This window comes from Haloarcula halophila, from assembly GCF_029278565.1.
GTDB classification, from domain to species: domain Archaea; phylum Halobacteriota; class Halobacteria; order Halobacteriales; family Haloarculaceae; genus Haloarcula; species Haloarcula halophila.
The window spans coordinates 1,701,210-1,719,551 of sequence record NZ_CP119559.1 but is presented as its reverse complement, the minus strand read 5'-3'; the positions used below and the strand labels follow the sequence as shown (position 1 = coordinate 1,719,551).

At 68.7% G+C, this 18,342-nt stretch carries 16 protein-coding genes; 5 read left to right on the top strand and 11 right to left on the bottom strand.

The window, feature by feature from the left end; translation table 11 throughout:
- Positions 1-119: 119 nt before the first annotated feature.
- Positions 120-1,178, top strand: a complete 1,059-nt coding sequence (locus P0204_RS09105; RefSeq protein ID WP_276178410.1) for a pyridoxal-phosphate dependent enzyme — start codon at positions 120-122, stop codon at positions 1,176-1,178.
- Positions 1,179-1,336: 158 nt separating this feature from the next.
- Here the strand turns inward: P0204_RS09105 and P0204_RS09100 are convergent, their stop codons facing one another.
- Both P0204_RS09100 and P0204_RS09095 read right to left on the bottom strand, forming a co-directional pair.
- A complete protein-coding gene (locus tag P0204_RS09100; protein WP_276178408.1) occupies positions 1,337-2,602 on the bottom strand; it encodes a tRNA(Ile)(2)-agmatinylcytidine synthase in 1,266 nt (421 codons plus the stop codon).
- Between the two features lie 121 nt (positions 2,603-2,723).
- Positions 2,724-3,077, bottom strand: a complete 354-nt coding sequence (locus tag P0204_RS09095) for a hypothetical protein (protein WP_276178406.1) — start codon at positions 3,075-3,077, stop codon at positions 2,724-2,726.
- A 175-nt stretch (positions 3,078-3,252) separates the two neighbouring features.
- On the opposite strand from P0204_RS09095, the gene P0204_RS09090 reads away from it, so the two are divergent.
- Positions 3,253-4,221 (top strand): transcriptional regulator, encoded by a 969-nt coding sequence (locus tag P0204_RS09090; RefSeq protein ID WP_276178404.1) that lies wholly within the window; start codon positions 3,253-3,255, stop codon positions 4,219-4,221.
- Between the two features lie 45 nt (positions 4,222-4,266).
- Here the strand turns inward: P0204_RS09090 and P0204_RS09085 are convergent, their stop codons facing one another.
- The 3 genes from P0204_RS09085 to pyrE form a co-directional block, all read right to left on the bottom strand.
- On the bottom strand, positions 4,267-4,524 hold the full coding sequence (locus P0204_RS09085) for a glutathione S-transferase N-terminal domain-containing protein (RefSeq protein WP_276178402.1): 258 nt from the start codon (positions 4,522-4,524) through the stop codon (positions 4,267-4,269).
- Between the two features lie 76 nt (positions 4,525-4,600).
- The gene (locus tag P0204_RS09080) at positions 4,601-6,031 is read right to left on the bottom strand and encodes an NCS2 family permease (RefSeq protein ID WP_276178400.1); all 1,431 of its coding nucleotides are present in this window, start codon (positions 6,029-6,031) and stop codon (positions 4,601-4,603) included.
- Between the two features lie 94 nt (positions 6,032-6,125).
- Positions 6,126-6,659 carry an orotate phosphoribosyltransferase gene (gene pyrE / locus P0204_RS09075; protein ID WP_276178398.1) on the bottom strand — a complete coding sequence of 178 codons (534 nt, stop codon included), beginning with the start codon at positions 6,657-6,659 and terminating at the stop codon, positions 6,126-6,128.
- Between the two features lie 94 nt (positions 6,660-6,753).
- On the opposite strand from pyrE, the gene glmM reads away from it, so the two are divergent.
- On the top strand, positions 6,754-8,106 hold the full coding sequence (gene glmM / locus P0204_RS09070; RefSeq protein ID WP_276178396.1) for a phosphoglucosamine mutase: 1,353 nt from the start codon (positions 6,754-6,756) through the stop codon (positions 8,104-8,106).
- 1 nt (position 8,107) lies between these two features.
- On the opposite strand, the gene P0204_RS09065 is transcribed toward glmM, so the two are convergent.
- The 6 genes from P0204_RS09065 to cobN all read right to left on the bottom strand — a co-directional run bounded on the left by P0204_RS09065 (position 8,108) and on the right by cobN (position 15,949).
- Positions 8,108-9,232 carry a DUF7118 family protein gene (locus P0204_RS09065; protein ID WP_276178393.1) on the bottom strand — a complete coding sequence of 375 codons (1,125 nt, stop codon included), beginning with the start codon at positions 9,230-9,232 and terminating at the stop codon, positions 8,108-8,110.
- Positions 9,232-9,594 carry a phosphoribosyl-AMP cyclohydrolase gene (gene hisI, locus P0204_RS09060; RefSeq protein WP_276178391.1) on the bottom strand — a complete coding sequence of 121 codons (363 nt, stop codon included), beginning with the start codon at positions 9,592-9,594 and terminating at the stop codon, positions 9,232-9,234. Before hisI ends, P0204_RS09065 begins: the two co-directional genes overlap by 1 nt.
- Before the next feature lie 96 nt (positions 9,595-9,690).
- On the bottom strand, positions 9,691-10,479 hold the full coding sequence (locus tag P0204_RS09055; RefSeq protein ID WP_276178389.1) for a CbiX/SirB N-terminal domain-containing protein: 789 nt from the start codon (positions 10,477-10,479) through the stop codon (positions 9,691-9,693).
- Positions 10,480-10,609: 130 nt separating this feature from the next.
- Complete coding sequence (locus P0204_RS09050) at positions 10,610-11,374, bottom strand: cobalt-precorrin-7 (C(5))-methyltransferase (protein WP_276178387.1); 765 nt, start codon at positions 11,372-11,374, stop codon at positions 10,610-10,612.
- Entirely contained in the window at positions 11,371-12,081 is a 711-nt protein-coding gene (locus tag P0204_RS09045; protein ID WP_276178385.1) for a precorrin-8X methylmutase, read from the bottom strand. The genes P0204_RS09050 and P0204_RS09045 overlap by 4 nt, the downstream gene beginning before the upstream one ends.
- Entirely contained in the window at positions 12,071-15,949 is a 3,879-nt protein-coding gene (gene cobN / locus P0204_RS09040) for a cobaltochelatase subunit CobN (protein ID WP_276178383.1), read from the bottom strand. The genes P0204_RS09045 and cobN overlap by 11 nt, the downstream gene beginning before the upstream one ends.
- A gap of 34 nt (positions 15,950-15,983) precedes the next feature.
- Between cobN and P0204_RS09035 the strand changes: the two genes are divergently transcribed.
- Both P0204_RS09035 and P0204_RS09030 read left to right on the top strand, forming a co-directional pair.
- Positions 15,984-18,113 carry a VWA domain-containing protein gene (locus tag P0204_RS09035; protein ID WP_276178381.1) on the top strand — a complete coding sequence of 710 codons (2,130 nt, stop codon included), beginning with the start codon at positions 15,984-15,986 and terminating at the stop codon, positions 18,111-18,113.
- 40 nt (positions 18,114-18,153) lie between these two features.
- Complete coding sequence (locus P0204_RS09030; protein ID WP_276178379.1) at positions 18,154-18,342, top strand: CbtB domain-containing protein; 189 nt, start codon at positions 18,154-18,156, stop codon at positions 18,340-18,342.

Below are 18,342 nucleotides of genomic sequence, written 5' to 3'. Positions count from 1 at the left end.
TTCATCCCTGGCCTTCTTCGCCTTCGCTCGGGCGCGACTGTCGTCGCGCCACTCGCTCACGGCCACGGGAGCGCCGTCGTGACCACCACCTTTTGATGACTCGCCGCCCCACTGCCGCTATGCGACACTGCGAGGCCTGTGGTCGGGAGTACCCCCGCGACCGGCCCTGGCGCTGTGACTGTGGCCACGCACTGGACTACGCCGACCCGCCAGCCTCCGATGGCGAACCCACCGACTTCGACCGCGACGCGGGCATCTGGGCCTTCGAGGACCTCCTGCCGATGGACGAACGGGTGACGCTGGGCGAGGGGTGGACGCCGCTCGTCGACGCCCCCGACTGGGACGCGACGTTCAAACTGGAGTTCCTCCACCCGACGGGGAGTTTCAAGGACCGCGGCGCGGCGACGGTGGTCGCCGAGGCACAGGCTGTCGGCGCAGACCGTGTCCTGGAGGATTCTTCCGGGAACGCCGGGCTTGCCGTCGCCAGCTACGCTGCACGTGCCGGTATCGACGCCGAGATCTACGTTCCCGCCGACGCGAAAGCGGGGAAGCGCCGGCGGATCGAACGCACCGGCGCCGAGGTCGTCGCCGTCGAGGGCGACCGGCAGGCCGTCACCGACGCCTGTCTCGAGGCCGTCGAGGCCGGGGACGGCTACTACGCCAGCCACGCCTGGAACCCCGCCTTTTTCGCCGGGACCGCGACCGTCGCCTACGAACTGGCCGCTCAGCGCGACTGGTCGGCCCCGGCCGCCGTCGTGACGCCTCTGGGTCACGGGACGCTGTTTCTGGGCGCGTATCAGGGGTTCCGGGCGCTGGAAGGAGCCGGCTGGATCGACGAGATCCCGAAACTGCTGGGCGCACAGGCGGCGGGTGCCAGCCCCATCGCCGACGCTCGCCACGGGGGGAGCGCGAGCCACAACGACCTGGCCGACGGCATCCAGATCAGCGAGCCAGCACGCGCCGACCAGATCCGGGCGGCCATCGAGGACACGGGCGGTGACGCTGTCGCGGTCGACGAGCGGGCGACCCGGGCCGCACACGACCGACTGGCTGCCGAGGGGCTCCACGTCGAGCCGACCTGTGCGACGGCGACGGCGGCGCTGCGATCGTTCAGGGACCGCGGCGTCGTCGCTCCGGACGACGACGTGGTGGTCCCGCTCACGGGCCGCAACGCCTGAGCAGCGCCACAGGAGCACGGGGACGGGGGTGTCGACCCGCCGAACCCACACCGGACCAGCGGCTCCGCTACCACGGCTCTCGCACTCGGGTGGTCCGTGGCCGCCGCTCGCGGAAACACGTGGGCGAAAACCGGGTCACAGCGCTCGTGGCCACCGGCCTACCGCTCCGGATGCGTCGCCCCGCCGAACCCACCCCGGACCAGCGGCTTCGCCACGTGTCGGCGCGCCACCGGCGGGACCTCGTACCAGCCCGGTTCGATCTCCCGGTCGATCGGGCGCTCGACCTTCCCGGGGGCACTGGTCCCACAGTCCCGACAGCGATACCCCTGGTCGCGGCCGGCCGAGGACATCGATCGGTCGCAGTCGGGACAGTTCGGAGTCACTCGCTCGGTCTCGACTACCGCATCGACGCGGAACTTCTCCAGTTTGAGGGTCCCACCGCTGACTTCCCCACAGACGGTCACGCAGTCGCCGACACGGAGCGATCGGACCCGGTCACGGAACCCCTTGGTTGGCTCGAAGGCTGCACACGGGAGTGTCCCGCCGTCGTCGGCGATCGTCAGGAACACGTGGCCGCCGGCGCGGGTCTCGGGCGGATCGACTACCTCGCCGGACACTCGGTAGGCGCTGTCGTCCTCGACCGCTGCCAGCGGGGCCGTCTGGAGATGCACGTCGGTCCCCTGGTTCGTCAGAAACGTCGCCCGCTCGGCGACCGGTTCGCCCTCGATGGCGTCGGCGACGGCCCGGCAGGCCGCCGGGTCGTCGCCGCGGATGCCGTACAGCACCGGACAGGGGGTCCGCGGCACACAGACCGGATAGTTCGAGCTCCGATCGACGGTGTCCCAGACGGCGGGGTAGTGGGACTCGGCGGCGGCGAAGACACTTTCCGTATCGACGTCGCGCTCGGTTCCCCACCGCTCTCGCCCGCGGTAGGCGATGTGCTCGTAGGTCCACTCGTCGAAGGATGCCCACGCGCCGACGGCGGCGAGCGCGCCGATCAGCCCGCGGCCGTTCCCGCGTTCCAGGCGCGCGAAGCCGGCGTGATCGGCTAACGTCGTCGCCGTCACGCGGTCCTGGATCGATCGAACGGCGTCCGTGGTGAACTCCGCGAGCGCCGATGGGACCGCCTCGGGAGCACAGTCAGCGACGACCGCGCCGGGGTTCGTCCGGGGGTCGTCGATCTCTGCCAGATCGAGGGTCGACTCGGCGAGCTCGGTCGCCCGGCCGGCGTCGAGATCGGTGTGGACCGCGAGCGCCGCGTTCCCGCGGGTCTTGTGCTCGACGGCGGGGTTCAGCCGGACCAGGAGCAGTCGCTCGACGGTCCCGCCGGCCGCACGGATGTCGTCGGCGAGTTCGCTGGCCGCGTAGGTCGTACACATCCCGCCTTCCCGGGAATCGGTGTCGTCGAGACCGACGATAGTCACTGACGGTGGTAGTATCCCGACTGTCTTCGGCGTTTCGTACCGACGCGTATCCGACGGTGTCGAATCGATCGGACCCGCGGCGGTCACTTCTCCAGCCCGTATCCCGACCCGTCGTCGCTGTTCAGTCCGAACGAGCCACGTTACCGTAGTAGACGAACCCAGCGGCAAACAGTCCGAGACCGAGGACGTAGACGACTCGTGGGTCGAGCGCCACCAGCCCCGCGACGAGCAGCCCGCCCACTCCTGAAAACGCCGTGTTGAACCGTCTCGATCGGATCGTCCCCGTAGCACTCCCGATCAGCAACGCGACCGCGAGATACGTGTAGATGACCTGGTCAGTGATCGCACCGGGACCACCGCGCTGGTACGCCTGGTAAGTCAGGGAGAACTGAAAGAGCGCGACGGCGGCGGCGACCGCTGTCAGGCCCGCTCGCTTTGTCCAGGGGGAGTCCTCACCTGCCTCTACGACGGACATGGACGCTTGGTTCTCGGCGCAGACGGTTATTTTTTCCTCTCAGACCCCTGGACTGTAACTGCGACTCGTGGTTACCCGTTCCGTCCGACCCGGTTTCGTCACGCGAATCGTCCCGGATGCCGCCACAAATCATATATACGACGATTGGTTACCTTTGGTAGAGGTACGGAGGACTATGTCACGGTCGGCACTGGTCGGCAACGTCACGGCGATGCTAGAGGACGCGGGGTTTCTCGTCAGCGACCGCTGTGCGATCAGGCCCAAGAGTTTCGATATCGCGGCCCGGCGCGGAGAGGACGTCCTGTTGGTGAAGATCCTGGGCAACATCGACGCCTTCGACGGCGTCACGGGTGCAGAGATGCGCCGTCTGGGAACCTATCTGAACGCGACGCCGATCGTCGTCGGGTTGCGGACCCGCGACGAGGACCTGAAACCCGGCGTCGTCTACTTCCGGCACGGCGTCCCGGTGTTGTCGCCCGACACCGCCATGGACCTGTTCATCGAGGAGGTCCCGCCGCTCATCTACGCGGCCCCGGGTGGGCTCTACGTCAACATCGACTCCGAGGTGCTGGCCGACGCGCGCGAGGACAGGGAGTGGTCGCTGGGACGCTTGGCCACGGAACTGGGCGTCTCCCGGCGAACCGTCTCGAAGTACGAGGACGGCATGGACGCCTCCGTCGAGGTGGCAGCCGAACTCGAAGATCTGTTCGACGCGCCGCTGACCTCGCCGGTCAGCGTCCTCGACGGGGCCGAGGAGGTTCGGGACGACGAACCGACGCCCGAGGACCCCGACGCCAACCCCGAAGACGAGTCGATCGTCACCGTCTTCACCCGCATCGGCTTCGAGGTCCACCCGACCGACCGAGCGCCGTTCAAGGCGGTCAACGAGAACGGCCGGCGCCGCGAGCAGGTCCTGACCGGGCACTCGCCGTTTACCGAGGCCGCCGAGAAACGGGCGCGGATCATGTCCTCGGTCGGCGAGGTCACTCGGACGCGGTCGGTGTACGTCGTCGACGAACTCAAACGCGAGTCCGTCGAAGGGACCGCGATCATCGAGGAAGACGAGATGGAGGAGATCGAAGACGCCGTCGATCTCCGTGATCTCATCATGGAACGCGGCGAAGACCACGAAGAGACCGCTTAGCCTACGTTTTGGTTCGTCGTCCTACGCCTGCGGCGCTGAGTCCCCTCAAGCAGCGCCGCTGCCGTAGGTCTCTTCGAGGTACTCGACGATGTCGTCGGACTCGGGCATCCCGTCGATGCCGTTGTCGTGGTCGATCAGCACTGGAACGCCGGTCTGGCCCGAGACCTCCTTCACTTCGGTCCGCTCGTCGTGCGAGCGCGGGACCATGTGGGACTTGTACTCCAGGCCGAGTTCGTCGAGTTTCTTGATTACCTTCGCACAGTACGGACAGCCTTCCAGCTCGTAGAGTTCGAGGTTGGCCATTACGGAGTCGGCTACGGACGCCAGCGACAAGAGGACACCGGTGGTGTGTCCGCCGGACACAGATGCGCCCTGTGTCTCAGAGTGCGCCACCGAGGAGGCCGCTGGTCCGGACGAAGAAGTAGAGCACGAACGCGCCCGCAAGCACCCACTGACCCGGATGGACCTCACTCGCCTCACCCTGTGCGGCCTTCACGATCGGGTAGGCGATGATCCCGGCGGCGATCCCGTACGAGATCGAGTAGGTAAACGGCATGATGAACATCGTCAGCCCCGCGGGGACGGCGTGGCTCAGGTCGTCCCAGTCGATGTCGACGATGTTCTGGAGCATCAACACGGCGACGACGACGAGCGCGATGTGTGAGGCGTGCAGCGGGACGGCCGCAGCCAAGGGCACGAGCGCCAGCGACGCGAGAAACAGCACCGCGACGACCAGCGCGGTCAGGCCCGTCCGGCCACCCTCTTCGACGCCGGTCGCGGACTCGATGTATGTGGTGACCGTCGACGTGCCGATGATCCCGCCGACGGTGGTCCCGACGGCGTCGGCCATCAGCGGTCGGTCGATGTCGGGGAGGTTCCCCTCCTCGTCGAGGAAGCCCGCGATCTGTCCGACGCCGGTCAGCGTCCCGGCGGTGTCGAAGAAGTCGACGAAGAAGAACGTGAAGACGATGAGCGAGAAGCCCAGCGCGTCAACGTTCGAGAAGCCCTCGATGAACGCGCCGACCAGCGGCGTGATGTTGTAGCCGGCGACCGAGTAGACGACCGCGGTCTGGCCGGTCAGCGACGCCGGCGTGTAGAGGAACACGCCCTCGGCGATCTGTGGGTCGATGGGGGTGATCCCCAGTGCACTCGCCGCGTAGGAGATCGCCGTCGTGATGACGATCCCGAGGATGATCGATCCCGGGACGTCGGCGGCGTACAGCGCGAAGGTGAGAAAGAGACCGACGACGGAGATGATGGCGATGGGGTCGTTGGCGAACGACGGGTTGAACTGCAGGAACGTGGCCGGGTCGGCGGCGACGACGTGCATGGCCTCCAGCCCGATGATCGCGAGAAACAGGCCGATACCGGCCCCGACGGCCATCTTGACCGGTTCGGGGAACAGCTTGATGATGTACTCGCGGGCGCCGACGGCGGTCAGGAGGATGAAGAGGAGCCCTTCGACGACGACGGCGGACAGCGCCGTCTGCCAGGGGACCCCCAACCCGAGGACGACGGTGAACGCGAAGAAGGCGTTCAGCCCCAGTCCGGGTGCCTGTGCGAACGGCCTGTTCGCGTAGAAGGCCATGATCAGCGTCGCCACGGCCGCGGAGATGATCGTGACGACGGCCAGCATCTGGACGGTCTGGCCCGGGGTTCGGTTCTCGACGGAGATGGCCGCGCTCAGGATGGCCGGGTTCACGATGACGATATAACTCATCGTCAGGAACGTCGTCAACCCCGCGACCAACTCCGTTCGGACGTCGGTGTCGTGTGCCTCCAACTCGAATAACCGCTCCAGCGTACCCATTGATGGCTCTCTCAGGACAGACGGGCTTAAGCGTGGCGAGAACGGCCAAAATTGGTAGCCCGACCGAGACATCCGGTGGCGTCCCCGGACTCGCTCAGTCGTCGATGTTCCCGGGAGCGTCCGCCAGCAGGTCCGAGGCGGTCACGAGCGCTTCCAGCTCTAGGCCGTGGTCGGCGAGGTTCTCGCGGGCGCCCTCTTCCCGGTCGACGACGACGAGGACCCGCTCGACGACGGCGCCGGCCTCGCGAAGCGCCTCCGCGGCGTCGATGGCGCTCTGGCCGGTCGTCGCGATGTCCTCGATGACGACGACCTCCTCGCCGTCTTCGAGTTCGCCCTCGATACGGTTGCCGGTGCCGTACTCCTTTGCCTGCTTGCGGGCGATGACGTAGGGGAGCCCGGTCTCGACGCTGGTGACCGCGACCATCGGCACGCCCCCCAGCGCGACGCCGGCCAGCTTCGTCTCCGCGACCCGTTCGGCGAACGCCCGTGCGATCAGTTCCAGACAGCGGGGATCGGTCTCGAAGACGTACTTGTCGACGTAGTAGTTCGAGGTCCCGCCGTGTGAGAGTTCGAACTCGCCGTATTTGACCGCGTCCCGGAGCGCGTCGATGAGTTCCTGGTTGGCCATACGACTGCTCCGCCGTCGGGGTGCTAATGGCTGTTGGAATCGCTCGCGGCCACGTCGACATCCCTAAGCCACTCGGTACCACACTCCCGTTCGAATGCAAGTGTTCGGGTCGAGTGGCGTCCGGGATGTCGCTGGCGAGGGACTGACACCGCGGTACGTCCTGCGGATCGCACAGGCGGCCGGCAGCGTCTGGACCGGGGACCACGACCGCGTCGCGATCGCACGTGACACGCGGACCACCGGGCGGACCTTCGGTAACGCCGCAGTGAGCGGGCTGACCGGGCTGGGGTTCGACGTGGACCGGCTCGGGATCGTCCCGACACCCGGACTGCAGGCCTACTGCGAGCGCGAGAGCGTCCCCGGGGTGATGATCACCGCCAGCCACAACCCGCCTGCCTACAACGGCGTCAAACTGGTCGGCGCCGACGGCGTCGAACTGCGCCGGGAGACGCTCGACGAGATCGCCGCCGCCGTCGGGGCCGACGACCCGGCGTTGGCCGGCTGGGAGCGGGTCGGAACCGATCGGTGTATCGAGACCGCTCGCGAGCGCTACCGGGAACAGCTCCGGGATGCCGTCGACAGCGAGCGCATCGCGGCGGCCGATCTCACCGTCGTCGTCGACCCCGGTCACGGCGCCGGCTCGCTCACCAGCCCGGACCTGTTCCGGGAACTGGGCTGTACCGTCCACACGATCAACGCCCAGCCCGACGGTCACTTCCCCGGGCGGGACCCCGAACCGGTCGAAGCCAACCTCGCGGACCTGCGGGCGTACGTCCGGGCGACCGACGCCGACCTGGGCATCGCCCACGACGGCGACGGCGACCGGGCGATCTTCGTCGACGAACGCGGCGACCACGTCGAGGGCGACGCCGCGCTGGCGGCCCTGGCGGCCGCGGAACTCGACGCCGGCGACGCGGTCGTCTCCGCGGTCAACGCCTCACAACGGTTGGTCGACGTCGTCGAGGACGCCGGTGCGGACCTCTCGTTGACCCCAATCGGCTCGACGTACATCGTCAGTCGTATCGCCGAACTCCGGGCCGAGGGGACCCGCGTCCCCGTCGCCGGCGAGGGCAACGGCGGCATCATCTTCCCCGCCTATCGGATCGCACGGGACGGGGCCTACACCGCCGCGCGGTTCTGTGAACTCGCCGCCGAAACGCCGGTCAGCGAACTCGTCGCTCCCTTCGACGACTACGCGAACGTCCGCCGGAACCTCCGCTACGACGACGACGACGGGCGCGAGGCGATGCTCGACGGGGTCGAGGCGTACGCACAGGAGGTCGACGCGGCCGTCGACCGGACCGACGGCTGGCGGCTGAACTACGACGACGCGTGGGTGCTGGCCCGGCCCTCGGGGACCGAGCCGGTCGTCCGCGTCTACGCCGAGGCCCGCAGTCTGGACCGGGCGACGGAACTGGCCGAGGCGATGGTCTCGGCGGCGGAGTGAGTCAGGGCGGGTCGTCCAGTTCACCGAGAGTCGAGAGCGCCGTCTCGATAGCGTCCCGCTCGTCACGAGCGGCGGCCAGGTCCCGCTCGACGGCCCCGCTGGCGATCCGTTCGCGCTCCGCCTCGGTGAGTTCCGAGCGAGCCAGCGCGCTCTCCCGGAGCCGCTTGTAGTCGTCCCGACCGGCCAGTTGCCGGACCTCGCGTAGCCGTGCCACGACGCTCTCGTCGGCGAACCTGGCGACGATCGAGCGGTACTCCCGACAGAGCCACGGGAGTTCCGAGGCCGGTGGCGGCGGCCACCCGACGGTCAGGGGATCGGCGTCGACGTTCCGGAGGTACGTCCGCCGGGTCGAGACGGCGGATCGGAGCGCCGCGGGGTCCTCGACGTAGTGGTCCAGTTTCGACCCCGAGTAGTCGGCGTACTCGAGCAGCGTCGGCAGCGGTTCGGTCCCGGCCTCGTGTTCACGGACGTACCGCAGCAATTCCTCGGGTGGGGCGCGGAACTCGACGAGGGGGAACGCCTCGGTCCGCTCGATCAACCCGAGGACCTCGCGGGCGGGGGCGTCGTTCCGGAACGCGGCAAAGGCCTCTCTGACGGCCTCGTCGTAGGCCCGGATGGGAGCACGGATGTGCTCGACCGGGGCGTCGAGGTCGGCGTCGCCGAGCCGTTCGAGACGCTCCAGCTCCTCGATCTGCTCGTCCAGTTCCCCGAGACGTCGCCGTGCCTCCCGCCGGGCCTGGACGTAGGCCTCCCGGGCGCTCTCTAACTCGTCCAGGCGGTCGACGAGGTCACTGACCGGGGCCAGCATCTCCCTCGCTTGCTCGAAGTCGCTCTCCGAGAGGCGGCGCTGCTGGAGGTGGTCGTCGACGGCTTCGAAGGTGTCGTACTCGGGGATGTCCTCGTCGAGGTTCCCGACCACCGTCGCCACGGCGCCCTCGAACTGGGTGTAGGCCTGGAAGTCACCGCTGCCGGTCGCCCGGCCGTCGTAGTCCTCCAGCAGACGTATCAGATCCCGGTAGGCGTCCCGGCAGGTCCGGAGCCGGTCGGCACCGATCTCCTCGACCCGTTCCCGTGCCCGCTCGCGTTCCCGTTCGGTTTGCTCCAGTTGGTCGACGAACTCGGACATCAGTAGACTGTGTCCGGATCGAACACCTGTTCACCGACTTCCTCGCCGTCGACGGTCCGGTAGAAACAGGACTCGTAGCCCGTGTGGCAGGCCCCGCCCGCCTGGTCGACGACGTACAGCAGGGCGTCGCCGTCACAATCGACGCGGACCGCCTCGATCTCCTGGGTGTGGCCGCTCGTCCCGCCTTTCTTCCAGAGTTCGTCGCGGCTGCGCGAGTAGTAGTGGGCGTAGCCCGTCTCGCGGGTCCGTTCGAGCGCTTCCTCGGTGACGTACGCGAGCATGAGGACCTCGCCGGTCTCGGCGTCCTGGGCGACCGCCGGGAGATACTCCTGTTCGTCGAACGCGAGGTCGACGGCTGTCATACTCCGACGGATGTCTGTCTGGAAAATAGGTCTTGTGTCACACGTAGGGCCGGCCCGTACGGTCCAGTCGGGCGGTCGACGTTCCCCCGGAACCGGCTACCGCTCGCCGCCGTCGCCGTCGGTGGCGACTCGCCGCTGTGTCCGGGTTAGCTGTGCCTCGAAGGAGCGCTCGGCTGAGCGATCCCCGTCAGCGAGCGCGCGCTGTTTCTCGACCTCCGCGTGGACGGCGTCGGTGATCCGGGGGTGTGCCCCCAGCGGATCGGCGTACTCGATACCACCCCGGTCGAGTTCGAGTTTGGCGGGGATCTCCTGTTCGGTGGCCTCGGTCCGCGTCAGGAACAGTGGAACGGCGATCGCCCGGTCGGTCGTGGTGTTGTACCGGACACACTCGACCGTCGGGTTCTGGAGGAGATAGCAGGTCAGGACTTCGCCGTAGCCCGAGTGTTCGCGCAGCCGTGTGGCGTGGTAGTCGGTCGTCTGTCGATGGTACGGTTTCGAGCTACTGCCGAAGCCGACGAGAACGAGCGAGACGTCGTCCGCGGCCGGGACCAGCTGTGTGCCGCGGTCTTCGATCACCTCGGTGACTGCTGGACTCCGGCCCAGGGGTTCACAGTAGTGGACTTCGCCGGGCAGCGCCGACAGTGCGGCGGGGATACCGGTCGTCGTGTCGTGGCCGTGGGCGGCACACATCGGGACGGCGTACACCGTCTCGGCAGTGAGCCGCTCGAACTGGGGCGTGAGTTCGCGGATCGGCTCGGAATCGTAGGTCGCGACGTCGACGTCGTCGACGCCGGTCCGCCGGGCGAGGCGGTCGGCGTGTGTCTCGAGCACTTCGTGGGCGTTTCTCGTGGCACGGCTGATGAGCAGGATGGATTCGGTTGTCATGGATCGTCGGGCCAGTAAATCTTATTTTAGTTATCCCAATTCGGCTTGTCTTACGCGTTGCGACGGATTCGCAAATAAGTTGTGGTCGGTACAGGCCGGTAGGTGAGAGAGACCGACGGCGTCCCGGTCTTCAGTCGGCCCGGACGGCCAGTACGGAGAGATCGGAGAACGGTGAGGTGGACGCGTCCGAGTCCGCGGTGCGTGCCCCGAGTTCGCCGAGTGTCGTCGTCGTCACCGCTTCGTCGTCGTGTGTGAGCCGCTCGAAGACGAGCGCCTCCAGCGACGGCGACGCTCCTGCATCGAGCACGTCGGCGGCGATGTCCTCGGGCATCCAGTCGTAGGGGCGCGGGAGCACGAGCAGGTGTCGCTCGCCGACCGCCTCTCTGAGCCGGTCGAGATCCGGCGTGATCTCCCCGCTCTTGTGCAGGGTGACGAAGGTCGTCGCCTCCATCGGGGTCCGCGCCCGACTTGCAGCCACCTGTAGCGAGGAGATTCCCGGGACGATCCGGACCGGCCGGTCGACGGCGGCCTGGACCTTCCCGACGAACTGATACCCCGAGTGGTTCGGGTCGCCCATCAACACGGCCGTTCCGGTCGCCCCGTCGGCCACGCGGTCGGCGAAGGTCGCCAGTGTCTCGCCCTCGTCGCGGTACCCGCAGGTGAGACAGTCGGCCTCGGTCCGCTCGCGGACGTAGTCGACGACGGTCTCGAACCCGACGACGACCTCGGCCTCGTGGATCGCCCGCTCGCCGCGCGGGGTCAGGTACTCCGGGTTACCCGGGCCGATCCCGACCGCGTCCACTGGCGCTTCGGACCGATCGGACGCCGATTCCGAAGCCGCCGCCGCCAGATCGGCGGGGTCCGGGCCGGAGTCCAGGTCGTAGTCGTCGCTCACGGCAGCGTGACCTCGTCGTTTCGAGCGTCGCTTGCCACGTGGACGAGTTCGTTCGTCAGGCCGGCCGCCAGCCCGCTCCCGCCGCGGCGGCCGACGGTCGTGATCGCCGGGACGCCGTGTGCCTCGGCGACCGCCCGGAGGCGGTCACGGCTCTCGGCGGCCTTGACGAAACCCACCGGCGTGGCGACGACGACGGCGGGCCGGGTCCCGTCATCGATGCAGTCCGCCAGCGCGAGCGCCGCGGTCGGCGCGTTCCCGACGGTGGCGATGGCACCGTCGTAGACGCCCTCCCGGTCGAGTTCGAGGACCGACGCCGCCGTCCGGGTCATCCCCGTCTCCGCCGCGAGGTCGGCACCGTTGCCGATGGCCTTCCGGACGGGACAGTCGTGGCCCCGGCCGGTGATCCCCGACTTCACCATCGTGATGTCGGTGACGATGGGGCGCTCGTCGAGCACGGCGCGCGCGCCGGCGACCACCGGTTCCTCGTCGGTCGCGCCGGTGAACCGCACGAGGTGCTGGAACTCCGGGTCACCGGTCGCGTGGACGCTCTTCTGGCGAATCCGGTCCGCCAGCGTCTCGTCCGGGACCAACTCCCGCACCCGATCCATGCTCGTCTCGGCGATGTCCATCGCGTTCTCGGTCGTCGCACCGAGGTCGGCGTAGGCCTCGAACTCGTCGGTCTCCGCCTCTCGCTCCTCAGTCGTCATCGCTCGTCACCTCCGGCCGGTCGCTCCCGGCACGGGCTTCGAGGTCGCCGTCGACCCGGAGGTTGAGGTCCCGGAGCCGGTCGGCGGTCTCCTCGTCGGCGTCCCAAAGACCGCGGTCGATGGCCTCCAGCAGCGTGTCGGTGATGCTCTCTAAGGCCCACGGGTTCACGTCCCGCAGCCACTCCTGGCGGTCCTCGTCGAAGGCGTACTTCCCGGCGAGATCCGCCCAGAGGGTATCGCTGACGACGCCGGTGGTCGCGTCCCAGCCCAGCACCACGTCGACCGTCGTCGAGAGGTCGCCGGCCCCCTTGTAGTCGTGGTCCTCCATGCTGTCGAGCCACTCGGGGTTGAGCACGCGGGCCCGCATCGCCTTCCGGACTTTCTCCTCGTTGGTGTAGACCGAGACGTTGTCGGGGTCGCTGGAGTCGCCGACGTAGGAGGCCGGTTCCTCGCCCGCGATCTCGGAGACGGCGGTGATGAAGCCGCCGTGGAAGGCGTACCAGTCGGAGCTGTCGAACTCGTCCTGTTCGGCGGTGTCTTCGATCTTGACGGTGGCGTCGACGCTGCCCAGCCGCCGCTCGAAGGCGTCGTGGGCCTCGGTCACGCCGCCGCGACTCCCGAGCGCGTAGCCGCCCCACTGGACGTAGACGTCCGCGAGGTCCGAGCGGTCGTCCCAGTTGCCCTCGTCGACAGCCTTGTTCGTGCCGGCGCCGTAGCCGCCCGGCCGGGTCGTGAACACGCGGTGTTTCGCCGCGGCGTCGGGGTCCTCGATCCCCTGCTCGTCGAGCCGGTCGGCCTCTTCCTCGACGTGCTTTTTCACGTAGTTCATCTCGTGGGGTTCGTCGAGGGCGACGACAGCGTCGACGGCGTCGTGGATCACGCCCGCTGCCTGCGGGAAGGCGTCGCGAAAGAGCCCCGACACCCGCGTGGTGACGTCGATCCGGGGCCGATCCAGTTCGTCGAGGGGGATCGGCGTCACGTCGTCGACACGGCCGGCGTCGGTCCACTCGGGTTCGACGCCCATCAGTGCGAGCACCTGCGCGATCGTCTCGCCGCGGGTCCGAACCGTGGGGGTCCCCCAGGCGACGACGCCGATCTCCTCGGGATACTCGCCGTGCTCGTCGGCGTGCCGTTGGGCGATCCCGTCGGCGACCTCCCGGCCGACGCGCCAGGCGCTCTTGGCCGGGACCTTCCGCGGATCGAGCGTGTAGAAGTTCCGCCCCGTCGGGAGCAGATCGACCCCGCCGCGGGTGGGTGCGCCGCTGCCGCCGGGCGGGACGTACTCGCCGGCCAGCGCCTCGGCCGTCCGCGGGATCTCGTCGGTCGCACCACGGACACGTGGCGCGACCTCCGAACAGATGAACGACAGCGCCTTCCGGAGGTCGTCGTGGGCACCGGACTTCGCGCGGGCGTCCCCGATCGGGTCGATGTCCACGACGAGGAGGTTCATGTTCAGTTCGTCGTCCGGCCCCGCGTCCACCTCGGACGCCGGGAGGTCGAAGCCGTGTCCGGCCAGCGTCTCGACGAGGTCGAGGCTGGTCTCGTAGACCTCGTCGGCCGCCTCCGAGAACGTCATCCCCAGGTCCTCGTCGTAGGCACCCGGTTCGTCGAGCATCCGCTCGTAGTCGACGCCGAGGACGCCGGCGACGCTCTCCCGGAGGCTCGGCCCGCCGGGGTTCTCCAACCGGGTGAGCGCGACGAGGTACTCGACGAGGCGGTCGGATTCGGGGGGTTCGCCCATCGTGTGCAGCCCCAGCCTGATCTGGGTCGTCTTCACGTCGGTGAGATACTCGTGGACCCGTTCGACGAGTTCGTCGATCGAGAGTTCGTCGCCGGACACCGAACCCTCGGCCAGCGTGGTGCCGGCGGCCTCCGGGCCACGGACGTCGACCGTCTCGTCGATCTCGCCGCTGATCCCCAACTCCACCGCGAGGTCCAACTCCGCGATCGTCTCGCGCAGCAGCGCTTCGAGGTGGTCGCCGTCGTCGGTCCGTGCGTCCTCCATGCCCGCCTCGCGGTACTGGTCGGCCAGCTCCTCCAGCTCGGCCAACTCGTCGTAGGTCCCGGCGTTGGACATCACGGGCGTCAGGTAGTCGACGATGGCGGCGTAGGAGCGCCGCTTGGCCTGTGTCCCCTCGCCGGGGTTGTTGATGATGTAGGGGTAGACGTTCGGGACGTCGTCGATCAGTTGGTCCGGGGCGCTCTCGCCGTCGAGTCCGACCGTCTTCCCGGGGAGCCACTCCAGGCTCCCGTGGGTACCCAGATGGACGACCGCGTCGGCCTCGAAGGTGTTCCGGAGCCAGCCGTAGAAGGCCACGTAGTCGTGGGGCGGCTGGAGGTCCGAGTCGTGGTACACCTTCGATGGGTCCATCCCGAACCCACGGGGTGGCTGGACGGTGACGAGGACGTTCCCGAACTCGACGCCGGGGATGGCGAACGGGCGGTCGGGTACCGAGCCCCACTCCTCGCGGACGTTCGCCTGGAACCGCTCGTCCAGGGTCTGGAACCACTCGCCGTACTGCTCGGTCGGGACGACGTCGACGCTGCGCTCGCGGACGTCGTCGGGGGCGACCCAGCGGTCGTCGAGGGTCAACTGGTCGGTCAGTCGTTCGACGAGGGCCTGGCCGCTCTCCGGTGTGCGGTTCCCGAGGTCGTACCCCCGCTCGCGGAGCTCTTCGAGGAGGTTGACGGTGCTCTCGGGGCTGTCGAGTCCGAAGGCGGTGCCGATGCCGTCGTCGCTGGGCGGGTAGTTGTGCAGGACCACCGCGACCTGTTTCTCCCGGTTCGGGGTGTGTCGGAGCCGCGCCCAGTTGACCGCGAGGCGGGCGGCGTGGTCGACCCGGTCGTCCATCGGGAAGTGCTGTTTCGGGGCGGTACCGATGTCGGCCTCGTCGTCGATCCGTTCCTTGCCGCTGATCGGGTGGGTGACGACGTTGCCGTCGAACTCCGGGAGCGCGACCGACAGCGCGAGTTCGAAGCCCATGACGCCGGTGTCACTGGACTCGTACCGGGACCGGGACCGCATCGTCGTCACCGTCTGGACGACGGGGACGCCCAGGCGGTCGAGGAACACGTCGGCCGCGCCGTCGCCCTCGTCGTCGGCTGCCCGCCCCCGCTCGTCCATCGAGAGCGAGAACATGAACGACGAGAGGACGGCGTCGACGACCGGCTCCCCCGCTTCGAGGAGCCACTCGTCGGTCACGCGCTCGGCGTCCCACTGCTCGTCGCTGTCGGTCGCCGGGTTACAGAAGATCGGCAGCGCGTCCGCACCCTGTGCCTCGACGGCCCGGACCTGCGCGTCGACGTACCGTGTGTTCTCGTGTGTCCAGTGGGACTCGTAGAACCAGATCGCCACCGTCGGCGTCTCCGGATCGAACGTCGCCCGCAGTTCCTCGTAGGACGCTCCCGGGTGATCGGGGTGGTAGACCCCCTCGGTCGGGAGCGATACGGGGTCGTCGTACGCGCGGGACTCGTCGCCGTATTCGTCGACGAGAAAACGGACGCAGTTGGCGACGTTGCCGGTTCCGCCCTTCTCTAAGTACTCGTACACCCGATCGCGATCCTCGGCGGCGATCGACGTGTCTTCGAGTGCGTAGGCGTCACCGGTCGATTTGACGACCAGCGGGACGCCGGCGTCGGCCAGCCGACCGACGGCGTGGTCGTAGCCCGGCATGCTCTCCTCGGCACCGTGGAGCCAGCAGATCACCGCCGTCGCGTCGTCGAGTTCGTCGAGGAAGGCGTCGACGTCCGCCCGGTCGTCGAGGTCGCTCTCCGAGCGAACGACCAGGTCGGCGTCCGTCCGTTGTGCCGCCCGCTGGACGGCGCCGAGCTCGTTTTCGGTCGCTGTGTATAGGCCGATTGTTGGCATAACGTTATTAAATCTCCGTTGTGCTAAGACAACTATGGTTGATTATGCTGGGGACAAAAAAGCTTCGCAGGACCGGGGTGGGTCGCTCTCGCTGGCGGAGATCGTCGGACAGGCCGAACTCAAGCGGGCGTTGGTGGCTGTCGGCGCGAACGACGAACTGAACGGGCTGCTCGTCCAGGGCGAGAAGGGGACGGCCAAATCCACGGCGGTGCGGGCGCTGGCCGACCTCCTTCCCGACCAGACCGTCGTCGCGGACTGTCCGTACGGCTGTCCCCCGGATAGGCCCGACCAACAGTGTGAGGACTGTCGCGAGCGGGCCGATCCGCCGACGACCGAGCGGTCGGTCCCGCTGGTGACGCTCCCGCTCGGTGCGACCCGCGAACGGGTCGTCGGCACCCTCTCGGTGGCCGACGCACTCGACGGCCAGGCCGAGTTCGACCCCGGACTGTTGGCCCGTGCGAACCGCGGGATTCTCTACGTCGACGAGGTGAACCTCCTCGACGACCACCTCGTCGACGTACTGCTGGATGCGGCGGCGAGCGGGGTCAACAGGGTCGAGCGCGACGGCGTCAGCGTCACCCACCCGGCCCGGTTCACTCTCGTCGGGACGATGAACCCCGAGGAGGGAGAGCTCAGGCCACAGCTTCGGGACCGGTTCGCGCTCCAGGCGACGGTCACCGCCTGTGACGACCTCGACCAGCGGGTCCGCATCGTCGACCAGGCTATCGGCCGATCGGACGGCTGGGGTTCGGGAGACGCCGCGGAGGACGGCGAGGACGACGACGCGTTCGAGGAACAGTTACGACGCGCCCGCGAGCGCCTCCCCGACGTCGAGCTTCCGGCCGAGTTCACCAGAGAGATCGCCGAACTGTGTCGCGACGCCGGGATCGACGGACACCGGGGCGACATCGCGACGGCCCGGACGGCGATGACGCTCGCCGCGCTCGACGACCGCCCGAGGGTCATCGAACCGGACGTACGAGAGGCGGCGGAACTGGCGCTCCCCCATCGGCTCCGCTCCCGACCGTTCGAGGAGACGCCGGACTTGGACGATCTCGTTGACGACCGGTTCGACGATTCGACCGGCGACGGTGAGAGCGAGTCCGACGACGACGGCGAGGAGCCGGCCGACGGCGAGGAAGCGACGGACGGCGACGCCGATCCCGGGGACGACGGTGAGTCGGAGACGCCGCCGCCAGAGTCCGACCAGTCCGACGGCGGTGAGAACGACGAGCGCGACTCCCCGTCCCCGGAACAGGGTGGCGACGGCGAGTCCGGCGACGACGAACCAGCGACGATGGACGACGAGGGCGAGACGGAGGACAACGACGACGGGACACCCATGGTCCCGGGACAGTCCCGGGCCGACATCGGTTCCGGGGGCGCACCGGACCTCTCTGCGCCCGAAGCGGTCGAGGACGGCCGGGCGAACGGGGGGTCCCGGTCGGAGACGCGGCCACACGCCGACACCGACGGGGCCAGAGTCCGGAGTCGACCGGCGGAGTCGGACCGGCACGTCGACGCCGCGGCCTCGGTCCGGGCGGCGTCGGCCCGCGGCGCGTCGACGGTCGAATCACGGGACCTCCGACAGTCCGTCCGTCGGGGTGACACCTCGGCGCTGGTTGTGTTCGTCGTGGACGCCAGCGCGTCGATGCGGCCCGCGATGCGGGCGGCGAAGGGGACCGTCCTCGAACTGCTGAAAGACGCGTACCAGCAGCGCGACGAGGTGGCGTTCGTCACCTTCGCCGGCGACGGGGCGGACGTGTTGCTCCCGCCGACCGACAGCGTCAGCCTCGCCGCTCGCCACCTCAAGGAGATCCCGACCGGGGACCGGACACCGCTGCCCGCCGGCCTCCGGACCGCCGCGGACGTCCTCGACCGTGCCGATCCGGACGCCGGCGTCGTGGTGGTAGTCACCGACGGTCGCGCCAACGTCGCGGCGGGGAGTCCGGTCGCCGAGACCCGCGAAGCCGCGAGACAGTTGAGCGAGACTGGCCCACACGTCGTCGTCGTCGACGCGGGCGAGGGTGGCCGGTCCGGCCTGACCGAGACCGTCGCGGCGGAGACCGACGGCGACCACGTCCCGCTGTCGGCGCTGTCGGCCGAACGGATCGACGCGGCCGTCGGCACCGCTCGTGAAAGCGAGCTTTCGCTCGGTCGGTAGATTTACAATCTAGCTTGGTTTTGTTCAACTGTAGTTTAGAATGGCGACTGCCAACGACAGCGTTCACGGTCGAATCGCACAGGCTCGCGGGGAACTGACGCCGATGCAGATGGCGCTCGGGGGAGTACTCGTCGTCGCGCTCGGGTTCGCACTGCTTTTCGTCCAGGACCCGATGGTCCACGACTCGCTGCACAACTTCCGACACGCCGCGGGCGTCACCTGCCACTGA

What these genes read in the sequence shown, in the direction of transcription:
- P0204_RS09030 (WP_276178379.1), top strand. Translation starts at nt 18,154, where the DNA reads ATGGCGACTGCCAACGACAGCGTTCACGGTCGAATCGCACAGGCTCGC.
- P0204_RS09095 (WP_276178406.1), bottom strand. Translation starts at nt 3,077, where the DNA reads ATGTCCGTCGTAGAGGCAGGTGAGGACTCCCCCTGGACAAAGCGAGCG.
- P0204_RS09105 (WP_276178410.1), top strand. Translation starts at nt 120, where the DNA reads ATGCGACACTGCGAGGCCTGTGGTCGGGAGTACCCCCGCGACCGGCCC.
- P0204_RS09090 (WP_276178404.1), top strand. Translation starts at nt 3,253, where the DNA reads ATGTCACGGTCGGCACTGGTCGGCAACGTCACGGCGATGCTAGAGGAC.
- P0204_RS09055 (WP_276178389.1), bottom strand. Translation starts at nt 10,479, where the DNA reads ATGACAACCGAATCCATCCTGCTCATCAGCCGTGCCACGAGAAACGCC.
- hisI (WP_276178391.1), bottom strand. Translation starts at nt 9,594, where the DNA reads ATGACAGCCGTCGACCTCGCGTTCGACGAACAGGAGTATCTCCCGGCG.
- P0204_RS09080 (WP_276178400.1), bottom strand. Translation starts at nt 6,031, where the DNA reads ATGGGTACGCTGGAGCGGTTATTCGAGTTGGAGGCACACGACACCGAC.
- glmM (WP_276178396.1), top strand. Translation starts at nt 6,754, where the DNA reads ATGCAAGTGTTCGGGTCGAGTGGCGTCCGGGATGTCGCTGGCGAGGGA.
- P0204_RS09085 (WP_276178402.1), bottom strand. Translation starts at nt 4,524, where the DNA reads ATGGCCAACCTCGAACTCTACGAGCTGGAAGGCTGTCCGTACTGTGCG.
- P0204_RS09045 (WP_276178385.1), bottom strand. Translation starts at nt 12,081, where the DNA reads ATGACGACTGAGGAGCGAGAGGCGGAGACCGACGAGTTCGAGGCCTAC.
- P0204_RS09035 (WP_276178381.1), top strand. Translation starts at nt 15,984, where the DNA reads ATGGTTGATTATGCTGGGGACAAAAAAGCTTCGCAGGACCGGGGTGGG.
- cobN (WP_276178383.1), bottom strand. Translation starts at nt 15,949, where the DNA reads ATGCCAACAATCGGCCTATACACAGCGACCGAAAACGAGCTCGGCGCC.
- P0204_RS09065 (WP_276178393.1), bottom strand. Translation starts at nt 9,232, where the DNA reads ATGTCCGAGTTCGTCGACCAACTGGAGCAAACCGAACGGGAACGCGAG.
- pyrE (WP_276178398.1), bottom strand. Translation starts at nt 6,659, where the DNA reads ATGGCCAACCAGGAACTCATCGACGCGCTCCGGGACGCGGTCAAATAC.